General features: G+C 74.6%; 12 protein-coding genes and 1 pseudogene. 7 read left to right on the top strand and 6 right to left on the bottom strand.

The features are described 5' to 3' along the window. The first annotated feature begins 175 nt into the window (after window positions 1–175). From EAO77_RS00935 to EAO77_RS00925, 3 genes are all read left to right on the top strand, one after another. Window positions 176–625, top strand: coding sequence for a DUF6325 family protein (locus EAO77_RS00935; protein WP_187283079.1), 450 nt, complete (start codon window positions 176–178; stop codon window positions 623–625). A gap of 99 nt (window positions 626–724) precedes the next feature. After that, window positions 725–1,009 (top strand): SHOCT domain-containing protein, encoded by a 285-nt coding sequence (locus EAO77_RS00930; protein ID WP_147986237.1) that lies wholly within the window; start codon window positions 725–727, stop codon window positions 1,007–1,009. A gap of 145 nt (window positions 1,010–1,154) precedes the next feature. Next, a complete protein-coding gene (locus EAO77_RS00925; protein ID WP_147986236.1) occupies window positions 1,155–2,600 on the top strand; it encodes a DHA2 family efflux MFS transporter permease subunit in 1,446 nt (481 codons plus the stop codon). Between the two features lie 79 nt (window positions 2,601–2,679). Here the strand turns inward: EAO77_RS00925 and EAO77_RS00920 are convergent. The 3 genes and pseudogenes from EAO77_RS00920 to EAO77_RS00915 form a co-directional block, all read right to left on the bottom strand. Then, window positions 2,680–3,120 (bottom strand): annotated as a pseudogene (locus EAO77_RS00920) (response regulator); the annotation flags it as partial. Window positions 3,121–3,267: 147 nt separating this feature from the next. After that, the gene (locus EAO77_RS38360) at window positions 3,268–3,426 is read right to left on the bottom strand and encodes a hypothetical protein (RefSeq protein WP_187283078.1); all 159 of its coding nucleotides are present in this window, start codon (window positions 3,424–3,426) and stop codon (window positions 3,268–3,270) included. Between the two features lie 118 nt (window positions 3,427–3,544). Continuing rightward, window positions 3,545–4,744 carry a hypothetical protein gene (locus tag EAO77_RS00915; protein WP_187283077.1) on the bottom strand — a complete coding sequence of 400 codons (1,200 nt, stop codon included), beginning with the start codon at window positions 4,742–4,744 and terminating at the stop codon, window positions 3,545–3,547. A 232-nt stretch (window positions 4,745–4,976) separates the two neighbouring features. Between EAO77_RS00915 and EAO77_RS00910 the strand changes: the two genes are divergently transcribed. The 3 genes from EAO77_RS00910 to EAO77_RS00900 are packed head-to-tail and all read left to right on the top strand — an operon-like array spanning window position 4,977 to window position 7,791. Further along, the gene (locus EAO77_RS00910; RefSeq protein ID WP_147986234.1) at window positions 4,977–5,816 is read left to right on the top strand and encodes a Nif3-like dinuclear metal center hexameric protein; all 840 of its coding nucleotides are present in this window, start codon (window positions 4,977–4,979) and stop codon (window positions 5,814–5,816) included. After that, on the top strand, window positions 5,813–6,556 hold the full coding sequence (locus EAO77_RS00905; RefSeq protein ID WP_147988861.1) for a zinc ribbon domain-containing protein: 744 nt from the start codon (window positions 5,813–5,815) through the stop codon (window positions 6,554–6,556). The genes EAO77_RS00910 and EAO77_RS00905 overlap by 4 nt, the downstream gene beginning before the upstream one ends. Next, complete coding sequence (locus EAO77_RS00900) at window positions 6,556–7,791, top strand: bifunctional RNase H/acid phosphatase (protein ID WP_147986233.1); 1,236 nt, start codon at window positions 6,556–6,558, stop codon at window positions 7,789–7,791. Before EAO77_RS00905 ends, EAO77_RS00900 begins: the two co-directional genes overlap by 1 nt. Window positions 7,792–7,859: 68 nt before the next feature. On the opposite strand, the gene EAO77_RS00895 is transcribed toward EAO77_RS00900, so the two are convergent. The 3 genes from EAO77_RS00895 to yaaA all read right to left on the bottom strand — a co-directional run bounded on the left by EAO77_RS00895 (window position 7,860) and on the right by yaaA (window position 11,129). After that, window positions 7,860–9,134, bottom strand: a complete 1,275-nt coding sequence (locus EAO77_RS00895) for a serine hydrolase domain-containing protein (protein WP_222723640.1) — start codon at window positions 9,132–9,134, stop codon at window positions 7,860–7,862. A 505-nt stretch (window positions 9,135–9,639) separates the two neighbouring features. After that, window positions 9,640–10,263 (bottom strand): bifunctional 4-hydroxy-2-oxoglutarate aldolase/2-dehydro-3-deoxy-phosphogluconate aldolase, encoded by a 624-nt coding sequence (gene eda, locus EAO77_RS00890; protein WP_147986232.1) that lies wholly within the window; start codon window positions 10,261–10,263, stop codon window positions 9,640–9,642. Between the two features lie 65 nt (window positions 10,264–10,328). Beyond that, entirely contained in the window at window positions 10,329–11,129 is an 801-nt protein-coding gene (yaaA, locus tag EAO77_RS00885) for a peroxide stress protein YaaA (protein ID WP_147986231.1), read from the bottom strand. Window positions 11,130–11,242: 113 nt separating this feature from the next. Here yaaA and EAO77_RS00880 point away from each other — a divergent pair. Further along, window positions 11,243–12,271: RNB domain-containing ribonuclease (locus tag EAO77_RS00880; protein WP_147986230.1), on the top strand; the 1,029-nt coding region annotated here is incomplete at its 3' end.

The following is a 12,271-nucleotide window of genomic DNA, read 5'->3' as shown; positions in this document are numbered from 1 at the left end:
CTCCAATCTGAGCCACCCGGGTGAACCGCGCACCCCGGGAACGGAAGGCCCGGGAGCCGTCGGCGCGGACGTGCGGGGCCGGGGGGCCGGTGATGCAATGGAGCCGTACGTCTGCCTCGGCCCCGCCGGGGGCGAGGCAGCGGACCCACCACGATCCGCCCGTGAGGGAGTGCCCGTGAGCGACGACATCGAAGACATGGGGCCGGTCGACTACCTGGTCCTCGAATTCCCGGGCAACCGGATGACGGGCGAGGGCCTGCCCCTCCTCGTCGACCTCGTCGACCGCGGCCTCATCCGCATCCTCGACCTGGCGTTCGTCACCAAGGACGGCGACGGGACGGTCACGGCGGTCGAGCTCCGCGACGCCGGGGACGAGGCGGAACTGACGGTGTTCGAGGGCGTGTCCAGCGGCCTGCTCGACCAGGACGACCTCGACGAGGCAGGGGGCGTGCTGGAACCGGGCAACTCCGCCGCGGTCCTGGTGTACGAGAACACCTGGGCCGCGCCGCTGGCGAGAGCCCTCCGGCGCAGCGGCGCCCGGATGGTGGCCGGCGGCCGCATCCCGGTCCAGGCGCTGCTCGCCTCGCTGGACGCGACCGAACCCGGCGGACCGGCGGCCGCCTGACCACCGGCCCCGGACGAGGGGCCGCCGGTGCGGCGGCCCCTCCGGGCCCCGCCGACCGCCTCCGCGTGGCACGCCCACGCCGCACCGAGGGAGATGACCATGCCCGAGCTACTCCGCGGCATCGCCCGCACCGCCGTGATCTCCGGAACCGCGACCGCGGTCTCCAACCGGGTCTCGCGCCGGCAGGCCGGCCGCTGGGCGCAGCAGGACGCCGGCCCCTACGGACAGCAGCCCGCCGCGGCGCCCCGGCCCCCGCCCGCCGCCGACCCGGGCGACGACATGACCCGCAAGATCGACCAGCTCAAGCAGCTGGGCGACCTGAAGGCCCAAGGAGTGCTGACGGAGGAGGAGTTCGCCGCGCAGAAGGCCAGGCTCCTCGGCTGAACCCTCCGCCGCCCCGGCCGCGGGGGGACGCCGCGCGGCCGGCGCCCCCCGCGGGCCCTGGGTCCCGAGACCCGGGACCCTCTGCCGAGGTGCTGGTCCCTCCGGCGGATGTACGGACCGTACGACTGGTGCGACCATGACACGCATGGTCCAAGCCCGCCCGCACGCCGAAACATCCCGTCCGTCGGCCTCCGCCCCGTCCCCGCGGACGTGGGCGGTTCTTCTCGCCGCCTGCGCCGGCCAGTTCCTCGTCGTCCTCGACGTGTCCGTGGTCAACGTCGCGCTGCCGTCCATGCGCGCCGAGCTCGGCATGAGCGCCACGGGTCTCCAGTGGGTGCTCAACGCGTACTCCATCGCCTTCGCCGGCTTCATGCTGCTCGGCGGCCGGGCGGCCGACATCTTCGGCCGCAAGCGGATGTTCCTGATCGGGCTCGGTCTCTTCACCCTGACCTCCCTCGCGGGCGGACTGGCGCAGGAGGGCTGGCAGCTGCTCGCCGCCCGCGCCGCGCAGGGCCTCGGCGCGGCCGTGCTCGCACCGGCCACGCTCACCCTCATCACCGCGGCGGTGCCGCCCGGCCCCGCCCGGACCCGGGCCATCGCCACCTGGGCGGCCGTCGGCGCCGCGGGCGGCGCGGCCGGCGGCCTCGTCGGAGGGGTCCTGACCGACCTGCTGTCCTGGCGCTGGGTGCTGCTGATCAACGTGCCCGTCGGTGTCCTGGTGCTCGCCTGCGCGCTGGTGTGGCTCGCGGAGAGCCGGGTCGACGCGCCGCGCCGGCTCGACCTGCCCGGCGCCGTGCTGGTCACCCTCGGGCTCGCGGCCGTCGCCTACGGCATCGTGCAGACCGAGGAGGCGGGCTGGGGCGCGCGGGCGACGCTGGTGCCGCTCCTGGCCGGAATCGCGCTGCTCGTGCTGTTCGTGATCGTCGAGGCGCGCACCGCGGCGCCGCTGATGCCGCTCAAGGTCTTCCGCTCCCGCGCGGTCTCGGCCGCCAACGCGGCCATGACGGTGACCGGTTCGGTCTCCTTCGCCATGTGGTTCTTCATGACGGTCTACGCGCAGAACGTGCTGGGCTACACCCCGATGGAGGCCGGACTGGCCCTGATACCGAGCTCGCTGGCCGTGGTCGTCGGCTCCAAGATCGCACCGCGGCTGATGGCCGCCGCCGGAGCCAGGAACGTCGCCGTCCTCGGCGCGCTGGTGGCCGCCGCCGGATACGCCTGGCAGTCGACGATGAGCGCGGACGGCGCGTACGTCACGACGATCGCGCTGCCCGGGGTGCTGATGATGGCCGGCCTCGGTCTCGCCCTCACCCCGCTCGCCACCCTCGCCACCTCGGGTGCCGCCCCGGGCGACGCGGGCCTGGTCTCCGGCCTCGTGAACACCTCGCGCACCATGGGCGGCGCGCTCGGCCTCGCGGTGCTGTCCACCGTGGCGGCCTCCCGCACGGGCGGCGCGACATCGCCCGAGGCGCTGACGCAGGGCTACGCGCTCGCCTTCCGCACCGCGACGGCGGTGCTGCTCTGCGCCGTCGTGCTGATGCTCGTCCTCCTGCCGGGCAGGGACGCCCGCGACGGGGCCGGGACGCCGTAGGGCCCCCGGCGGGTGGTGTGCCCGCAGGGAGAGCCGTCCCGGTGCCGGGCTCCGTGGCGGGTCAGCCCCGGGGCTGCCGGGCCCCCGGGGCGGGCGCGGACAGTGCCGGGTCGACGACCCTCGCGCCGGTGAGCACCTGCCGGATCGCCTCCGTCAGGTCCTCCACCGGGCCGTCCTTGACGAGGACCCCGGCCGCACCGGCCTCCAGCGCGCGGCGCACCAACTCCGCGCGGCCGGACGTGGCGAGGATCAGCACCCGGCAGTCCGGGACCTCCGTGCGCAGCGCGGCGGCCGCCTCGACGCCCCCGATGCCCGGCAGTTCGACGTCGAGCAGGGCGACGTCCGGCCGGCTGAGCAGCGCGGCGTCCACGATCTCGTCCCCGCGCGCGGCCTGGGCGACGACGGTGAGATCGGCCTCCATGCCCAGCAGCAGCGCGAGCGCGCCCCGGGTGGTGGCGCGGTCCTCGGCGAGCAGGACACGTACCGAGTGGGTGGGTCTGTGGCTGTGGTCCCGCGGCATCTCGTCCACGGCGTCCAGCGTAGGACGCGGCCCGCACGGCCGCCCGCCGGCGCGGGCCGCCGAAGGGCCCCGGACCCGGGAACGGCCGGGGCGCGGTCCCGGCGGACGCCGTGGTCCGGACCGGTACGGATCCGGACCGGCGGTCCGTCAGGCCGGGCGGCGGTGGCGGCCGTGCGCCTCGGGCGCGGAGGTGTTCTCCGGGGCCGCGCCCCCGCGGTGCCTGCCCGCCCCGCCGCACGCGGCGGGCGAGAGGGAGACGGGCTGCTGCTGGTTCTCGGACGACTGGTCGGGTCGGACGTCGGACATGTGGAAGGTCACCCCGTAGTGATCGCTGATCGGCTGTCGCGGGGCCCCGTTCGCACCGCGCGTCCTCCGTCACCGTCGGCACACGGACGGTGCGGCTGCGTAGCCCCGGCGGAAAAGTCTAACCATGCGCACCGCGGCCCGTGAGAGGTGCCTGCTGCAACGGCACCGGCTTGCGCATGACAGGACCGCGAGGAGCTCCGGACGGTTCCCCACCTGCGCGTTCCGCTTGTGCGGAGTCGGTGGCGGAGTCCTTCGCGGCGTGAGGGCCCGGCGCGGGATCCTCCGCATGGCCGAAGGTTTCTTCACATCCCGCGCGAGCCACTCCGCACGCAACCTCCCCGTTCGCATAGGGGAGTTGGAGAACACCGTCCCGGTCCCAGGTGCCGGCTCCCGCCAACCACCCGACTGGAGGCGCCAGTTGGTGCAACCGCCGGTCCGCGGGACGCCACACACCCGCCCAGCTGCCCTGTGCGCCGTCGATCCGCAGCGCCACCGCGCACGTCTCGGGCGTGAGCACCTGCCCCGGCTGGACGGCGAACGGCGTCACCACCGCATCGGGCAGCCGCAGCGCGTCCGGGAACCGGACCGGCCGCAGGCTGCCGAGCACCCCCCAGCCCAGCCGCTCGTCGCCGCGGCCCGGCGCGTCGGACCGGATCAGGACGAGGCCGCTGTCCGCGTCCGCGAGCAGCAGCCGGTCGTCGCTGGACTCGGTGATCTGGAGCAGCGGTGTCACCTCCCCGCCCCGGGCCAGGTCCACCGCCACCGCCTTGAGGGGCCCGCCGCCCGGCATGCGGCGGTCGAGCGCCAGCATCCGGCCCGCGCGGTCCAGCCAGGCGCCTCCCGAGCAGCGGCCCGGCACCCTCGCGAGCAGCTCGGGTCCCGCCGCGCCGCCCGCCACCAGCCAGACACCGGTCGACGCCGCGCCGGGCGTCAGCGCGTAGGCACGCACACCGTCCGGGCAGGGCGGCAGCAGGACCAGCTCCTCGGCCGTCACCGCGCCCAGCGGCAGCTCGCCGGTCCCCGGGCCGGTCGGGTACAGCAGCGAGAACGTGTGCCGTTCCGCGACGCGGCGGCGGATCAGCACCCGCCCGTCCGTCAGCGGCAGCACTCCCGCCTCGCGCTCCTCGGGCTGGCCGAGCGGAAGCGGTACCGCGTAGGGCTCGGGCCCCCCGAGCGTCCAGCGCTCCGCGAAGAGCGCCTCTCCCGTTCCCGCGAGCCGGGCGCCGTACATCCCGTCCGCGGTGATCGTCAGCGCCCCGCTCGCCGGATCCGCCGCAGCGTCGCCGTCCGCCGGGGTCTCGATGGCACAGGCTGTCATCGCAACGTCACCTCCGGCCACAGAAGCTAGGTATCGCACTTCCTGCCGAACAACACGAGACACCGCTCTTCACACATAAGGGTGGCCAACGGTCGATTCGCCTGAGCCGCGGGTGGCCCGTGTGCTGCCCGCGCCCGTCGCGCACCCCCGGCGGCCCGCCCCGCGGGCGGCTCCCGCGTCCCGCCTCCGGCCGCAGGCCCCGGTGACCGGCGGGACAGGTAGCCTTTGCTCCGTGCCCCGTCTGTCTGAAGTCATCGCCGCGCTCGACGCCCTCTGGCCCCCCGAGCGGGCCGAAGAGTGGGACGCGGTCGGCACGGTCTGCGGTGACCCGGACGCCGAGGTCACACGGGTCCTGTTCGCCGTCGACCCCGTGCAGGACGTCGTCGACGAGGCCGTGACCCTCGGCGCCGATCTGCTGGTCACCCACCACCCCCTGTACCTGCGCGGCACCACGACGGTCGCCGCCGGGCACTTCAAGGGCCGGGTCGTCCACACGCTCATCAGGAACGGCATCGCGCTGCACGTCGCGCACACCAACGCCGACACCGCCGACCCGGGCGTCTCCGACGCCCTCGCGGGCGCGCTCGACCTGCGGGTCGTCCGCCCCCTGGTGCCCGACCCCTCCGACCCCGCCGGCCACCGCGGCCTCGGCCGCGTCTGCGAGGTCGACCCGCCGGAGACGCTGCGCGAGTTCGCGGCACGGGCCGCGCGGCGGCTCCCGCCGACCGCGCAGGGGATCCGGGTCGCCGGCGACCCGGACGCCACCGTGCGCACCGTCGCCGTCAGCGGAGGCTCCGGCGACAGCCTCTTCGACCAGGTGCGGGCCGCCGGAGTGGACGCCTTCCTCACCGCCGACCTGCGCCACCACCCCGCCTCCGAGGCGACACAGCACTCCCCGCTGGGACTGGTCGACGCCGCGCACTGGGCCACCGAGTGGCCCTGGTGCGAGCAGGCCGCCGCCCAGCTCGACGAGATCTCCGACCGGCACGGCTGGGACCTGCGGGTCCACGTGTCCAAGACGGTCACCGACCCTTGGTCCGCCCACCACGATTCCTCTGGAGCCCCCAACTGAACGCCGCGCCCGCCGACCAGATCCGACTCCTCGACGTACAGGCCCTGGACGTACGGCTCTCCCAGCTCGCCCACAAGCGCGCGTCGCTGCCCGAGCACGCCGAGATCGAATCGCTGACCAAGGACCTCGTCCAGCTGCGCGACCTGCTGGTCGCCGCGCAGACCGAGGAGAGCGACACCGCCCGCGAGCAGGTCAAGGCGGAGCAGGACGTCGACCAGGTGCGCCAGCGCGCCGTCCGGGACCAGCAGCGCCTGGACTCCGGAGCCGTCACCTCGCCCAAGGACCTGGAGAACCTCCAGCGCGAGATCGTCTCCCTCGCCAAGCGCCAGGGCGACCTCGAGGACATCGTCCTGGAGGTCATGGAGCGCCGTGAGTCCGTACAGGAACGCGTCGCCGAGCTGACCGGACGCGTCACCTCCGTGCAGAGCAGGACCGACGAGGTGACCGCCCGCCGCGACGCCGCCCAGCAGGAGCTCGACGACGAGGCCGCCTCCGTCACCAAGGAGCGCGAGCTCGTCGCCGGGTCCGTGCCCGCCGACCTGCTCAAGCTGTACGAGAAGCTGCGCGTCCAGCAGGGCGGAGTGGGCGCCGCGCGCCTGTTCCAGCGCCGCTGCGAGGGCTGCCGGCTGGAGCTGAACATCACCGAGATCAACGAGGTCCGCGCCGCGGCCCCCGACACCGTGCTCCGCTGCGAGAACTGCCGCCGGATCCTGGTCCGCACCTCCGAATCGGGCCTGTAGTGCGGGAGTTCGTCGTCGAGGCCGACGGCGGTTCCCGGGGCAACCCGGGCCCCGCCGGCTACGGCGCGGTCGTCCTCGACCCGGTCACGGGCGAGGCGCTGGCCGAGGCCGCCGAGTACATCGGCGTCGCGACGAACAACGTCGCCGAGTACAAGGGCCTGATCGCCGGCCTCAGGGAGGCCCGCCGGCTGGACCCGGACGCCACCGTGCGCGTCCGGATGGACTCCAAGCTCGTCGTCGAGCAGATGTCCGGGCGCTGGAAGATCAAGCACCCCGACATGAAGCCGCTCGCGGCGGAGGCCGCGCGGATCCTGCCCGCCTCCCGCGTCACCTACGAGTGGATCCCGCGCGAGCGCAACAAGCACGCCGACCGGCTCGCCAACGAGGCGATGGACGCGGGGCGCGAGGGCAGGCAGTGGGAGGCGCCCGCCGCGCGGGTCGCGTCGCCCCTGGAGGGAGTCCCGGCCGGAGCCGCCTCGGGAGGTGCCGCCTCCGCCTCGGCCGGGGGCACGTCGGACTCAGGTTCCGGTTCCGGTTCCGGGGGAGTGTCCGTCGCGGGGGCCTCCGCCCGGACGGCGCCCTCCGCGGGGTGGGGCTCCGCCGCGGACATGGGCACGCCCTCCACCTTCGTGCTGCTGCGGCACGGGGAGACGGCGCTCACCCCCGAGAAGCGCTTCTCGGGCAGCGGCGGCAGCGACCCGGTGCTGTCCCCGGCGGGCCGCCGCCAGGCGGACGCCGTCGCGGCGGCGCTCGCCGCACGCGGCACGGTCCAGAGCATCGTCACCTCCCCGCTGCGGCGCTGCCGCGAGACCGCGCAGACCGTGGCCGAGCGCCTCGGCCTGCCCGTCACCGTCGACGAGGGCCTGCGCGAGACGGACTTCGGCGCCTGGGAGGGGCTGACCTTCGCCGAGGTGCGCGAGCGGCACCCGGACGACCTGGACGCCTGGCTCGCCTCCCCGAAGGCGGCGCCCACGGGGGGCGGCGAGTCCTTCGCCACGGTCGCCCGCCGCGTGGCAGCCACCCGCGAGCGGCTGCTCGCCGCCCATCGGGGCCGCACGACGCTGCTCGTCACCCACGTCACCCCGATCAAGACCCTGGTCCGCCTCGCCCTGGGGGCACCCCCGGAGGCGCTGTTCCGCATGGAGCTCTCGGCGGCTTCGCTGTCGGCGGTGGCGTACTACGCGGACGGGAACGCGTCCCTGCGCCTGCTGAACGACACGTCCGCGCTGCGCTAGGTCCTGTCTTCCATTGGTCTTGAGTGGTGGATCATTGTCGGGTGATACGTCGCTCGCCGTGAACTGTCCTATGGGGAGGGGGAGGTCCCCCGTCCGCTGTTGCCCGAGTCCTTGCGTGGGCGCGGCGTGAGGTGGTCGATGATCTGCTCCGTGAGCTCGATGGCGGGTGCCGTGCCGTCGGGTGACTGGTTGAGGCTGGTGAGCACCACGACGGTGGTGCGGGTGGCCGGGTCGTAGCCCATGAAGCTGTTGTAGCCCGGGATCTCGCCGTCGTGGCCGATGTATCCCAGGATGTTCGCGACGGCCAGGCCGTACGTCGGCGCCCCGGGGAGGTCGGAGGTCGGCACGAAGGTCAGCCTTTCGCGCTGCACTGCGGGGCTGAGCAGGCTTCCCGTGGCGAGGGCCTTCGCCCAGCGACGCAGGTCGTCCACCGTGGAGACGGCCGCTCCAGCGGCCCACGCCAATGAGGCGTTGTCGCGCGTGGCGTTTCGGGGGTTGCCCGCCGACCAGTCTGCCCAGGCCGCGTCCTTGCCGGTCAGGACCGGGGCGGTCAGGCTGTCCACGTTGTCGATGAACATGTAGCCCTGAGCGTGTGGACGGGGGATCGAGCGACCGTTGGCGAAACTGGTCTCCTCGAGTCCGGCCGGTTCGAAGACGCGTTCTCGGAGAAGGCGGGCGAGCGGTCGGCCGGTGACCTGTTCGGCGATGAGGCCGAGCAGCACGTAGTTGGTGTTGGAGTAGTGGTATCCGGTGCCCGGGGGGAAGTAGACGGGGTGGCGGAAGGCGATGTCGAGGAGTTCCTGCGGGGACCAGTAGCGCTCCGGGTGCAGGTCGAGTTGCCGGTTGAAGCGGGGGTCCTCGGCGTAGTTGTACAGGCCGCTGGTCATCTGCAGGAGCTGGCGGATGGTGATGCGCCTGCCGTTCGGTACGCCTTGACGGTATGCCGCCACGGGTTTGTCCAGGGCGAGTCTGCCCTCCTGGACGAGTTGCAGGATCACCGTTCCGGTGAAGGTCTTGGTGATGCTGCCGACCCGCATGTGGTCGCGGGTGCTGATCGGCGTCCCGGTCGCCAGGTCCGCGGTGCCCAGCGCCGTGGTCCAGGTGCCTCGCGCGGGTGTGGACACGGACACGATCGCGCCGGGAACGCGCAGCCGCTGCATGTGGGCCAGCAGATCCGTTGTCAGTTTCCGCGTGAAGGGTGTGTCCCGGGCGTCCCGGGTGTCCCTGGCGTCCTGGGAAGCGCGGGCGCCGGCGGACGTGACGGTGGTCGGGTCCCCGGGGACCCCGGGGGCGGGGGCGGCCACGGCGACGGCGATCGCACCGGCCGTCAGCACAGCGGCCATGGGGCTCGCTCTCAGGGCACGGGTGCCGAGTCCGCGCGTTCCCGGCGCGCCGGGACGGGCTGGTGATCTTCGCCTGAGGTGCATCCGGGGGCCTCGATCCGCTGCAAGGGATGTGACCCCGCTTGATTTAGCACCCGCTCGTCACTCCCGCCCCGGTTCAGCCACTGGTGGGCGTGGTGCGAGGGTTTCCCCTCGGGCGGGCTGAGGGACCGGCCGCGGCGGCAGCCGGGGAGGGCGTCCACCGGTCTTCGACGAGCAGCGCGACGTCGTGGAACGGTGCTTCAACCGCCTCGAGCGGTAACCGGCGAGCGCTGGTGGTCGTGCGCTGCGTCCGGCCCGGATCCGCCGGGTTCGAGCCGGTGTCGTCATGACGGGGCGTCAGACACTGATGTCTCCCCCTGCCATGACGGTCGGCCCGCGGTACACGGCCGCGGGCCGTGCCGCGACCACCGGCCGGTGGGGGCCGGCTGCCCCGGCGCGCGACGCACCCGAGGGCGAAGCCCCCTTACGCCGACGCCCGCGCAAGCGCCTCCACGCGCCCCCAGTCCTTCGCCGCCGCCACGTCGGGCGGCAGCAGCCACGAGCCGCCGACGCAGGCGACGTTGGGGAGCGCCAGGTAGGCGGGGGCCGTCGCCGGGGTGATCCCTCCGGTGGGGCAGAAGCGGGCCTGGGGCAGCGGCCCGGCCAGGGACTTCAGGTACGCCGTCCCGCCGGCCGCCTCCGCGGGGAAGAACTTCATCTCGTGGACGCCGCGTTCGAGCAGCGCGACGACCTCCGACGCGGTCGAGACCCCCGGCAGGAACGGCAGCCCGGACGCGCGCATCGCGTCGAGCAGGGTGTCCGTCCACCCGGGGCTGACGAGGAACCGCGCACCCGCCGCCGCGGCCTCCTCCACCGTCCGGGGCGAGATCACCGTGCCGGCGCCGACGACCGCCTCCGGCACCTCGGAGGCGATCGCCCGGATCGCGTCCAGCGCGGCGGGCGTCCGCAGCGTCACCTCGATCGCCGGCAGGCCGCCCGCGACCAGGGCGCGTGCGAGGGGGACGGCGTCGGCGGCGTCGTCGATCACGACGACGGGCAGGACCGGGGCGAGGCCGAGGACGGACGGGGCGGAGGGCACGGTGCTCATGCCGCCATCCTGCCCGCCCTCTGCACACATCGCAACGCGCGTTGCACAAGGTGCAACGTGATGGCTCAGTGGATCTCCGTCACCACCACGTCCAGCGCCCAGGGCCGCCCCGCGGATGCCGGAGGCTGCGCCTCGACCACGTGGCCGAGGTCCCGCAGCACCTCCACCAGCGCCGCCGGGGTCCGCGGCGACGCACCCGTCTCCAGCAGGCTCCGGACGATCCGCCCCTTGGTCGCCTTGTTGAAGTGGCTCACCACGGACCGCTTCTCCACGCCGTCCACGGTCTGGGAGTGCAGCACCCGCACCGTCGCCGTGCGGCCCGCCACCTCCCCCTTCGGCTTCCAGGCGGCGGCGTACGCGGACGAGCGCAGGTCCAGGACCAGCCCGCCGCCGGCCGCCTCCGGCATGACGGCGTCCATCGGCGCCCGCCAGTACGCGCCGAGCGCCCCGAGCCCCGGCAGCTTCACGCCCATCGAGCAGCGGTACGGCGGGATGCGGTCACCGATCCGGACCGCGCCCCACAGGCCGGAGAAGACCAGCAGCGACTGGCGGGCCCGGCGCCGCGCTGCCGCGTCCAGCGTGGCCAGGCCGAGCGCGTCGTAGAGCACGCCCGTGTACAGCTCCCCGGCGGGCCGCGCGCCCGTGGTGCGCAGTTCGGTGTTCTTGGCGATCTCGCCGCGCAGCCCGTCGCTCAGGCCCAGCACCTCCTGCGCCTTCCCGGTGTCCCCGGCGCACAGCTCCACCAGTTCGTCCAGCACGGCGGCCCGCGCCTCCGTGAGCCCCGGCAGGGACAACGACTCCGGCTTCAGGGGAGCCCCGCGTCCGGCAGCGGCCTTCCCTTCCGACGGCGGCAACAGCACGAGCACGGCGCTTCTCCTTCATGACGTACGGGGGAGGGGGTGCGGCCCCCGGACGCCAGCCTACAAAGGGCCGGGAGGTCCGAAATGCCACTGCCCCTGCCCCGGCATACGCTCGGTCCATGCCCCGACGCCCCCTGCATGTGACCGGCGCGGTCGAGGCCGCCCTGCGCGCCGCGCTGCGCGAGGTGCGCGGCATGCCCGGCGTACCGGGACCCTTCCCCGCCGAGGTGCTCGCGGAGGCCGAGGACGCGGCCCGCGCGCCCCGGCTGCCCGCGTCCGACGCAACCGACGTCCCCTTCCTCACGATCGACCCGCCGGGCTCCACCGATCTGGACCAGGCGATGCACCTGGCCCGCCGCGGCCACGGCTTCCGCGTCCACTACGCGATCGCCGACGTCGCCGCCTTCGTCGCGCCCGGCGGGGCACTGGACGCCGAGGCGCACCGCAGGGTGCAGACCCTGTACTTCCCCGACGGCCGGGTACCCCTGCACCCGCCGGTGCTCTCGGAGGGCGCGGCCAGTCTGCTGCCCGGCCGGACGGTGCCGGCCCTGCTGTGGCGGATCGATCTGGACGCCGACGGGCGCACGGTCGCCACCGACGTGGGCCGTGCCCTGGTCCGCAGCCGTGCCCGGCTCGACTACGCGGGCGCGCAGCGGCAGATCGACACGGGCACCGCCGAGAAGTCCCTGGCCCTGCTGCGGGACATCGGCCGGCTGCGGGAGGCGCTGGAGGTGGAGCGCGGCGGCATCTCCCTGAACGTGCCCGAGCAGGAGATCCACGAACGCGGCGGGGGCTTCGTCCCCGCCTACCGCGCGCCGCTGCCCGCCGAGGGATGGAACGCCCAGATCTCGCTGCTCACCGGGATGGCGGCCGCCGACATCATGGTGGCCTCGGGCACTGGCATCCTGCGCACCCTGCCCACCGCCCCGGACGGGGCGGTGTCCCGGCTGCGCCGCTCGGCCGCGGCCCTGCGGATCGAGTGGCCGCACCACGTCTCGTACGCGGCGCTCGTCCGCTCCCTGGACCCGGGCGAGCCGCGCCACGCCGCCTTCCTCCAGGAGTGCACCACGCTGCTCAGGGGCGCCGGGTACTCCGCGTTCACCGGCGGCGAGCTGCCCTCGCCGTCCGTCCACGCCGCGGTCGCCCAC

Origin of the sequence: Streptomyces sp. T39, from assembly GCF_008042045.1 — a bacterium.
GTDB lineage: Bacteria > Actinomycetota > Actinomycetes > Streptomycetales > Streptomycetaceae > Streptomyces.
This window is presented reverse-complemented; position numbering and strand designations above follow the sequence as displayed.

What these genes read in the sequence shown, in the direction of transcription:
- EAO77_RS00930 (WP_147986237.1), top strand. Translation starts at nt 725, where the DNA reads ATGCCCGAGCTACTCCGCGGCATCGCCCGCACCGCCGTGATCTCCGGA.
- EAO77_RS00925 (WP_147986236.1), top strand. Translation starts at nt 1,155, where the DNA reads ATGGTCCAAGCCCGCCCGCACGCCGAAACATCCCGTCCGTCGGCCTCC.
- EAO77_RS38360 (WP_187283078.1), bottom strand. Translation starts at nt 3,426, where the DNA reads ATGTCCGACGTCCGACCCGACCAGTCGTCCGAGAACCAGCAGCAGCCC.
- EAO77_RS00915 (WP_187283077.1), bottom strand. Translation starts at nt 4,744, where the DNA reads ATGACAGCCTGTGCCATCGAGACCCCGGCGGACGGCGACGCTGCGGCG.
- EAO77_RS00895 (WP_222723640.1), bottom strand. Translation starts at nt 9,134, where the DNA reads ATGGCCGCTGTGCTGACGGCCGGTGCGATCGCCGTCGCCGTGGCCGCC.
- eda (WP_147986232.1), bottom strand. Translation starts at nt 10,263, where the DNA reads ATGAGCACCGTGCCCTCCGCCCCGTCCGTCCTCGGCCTCGCCCCGGTC.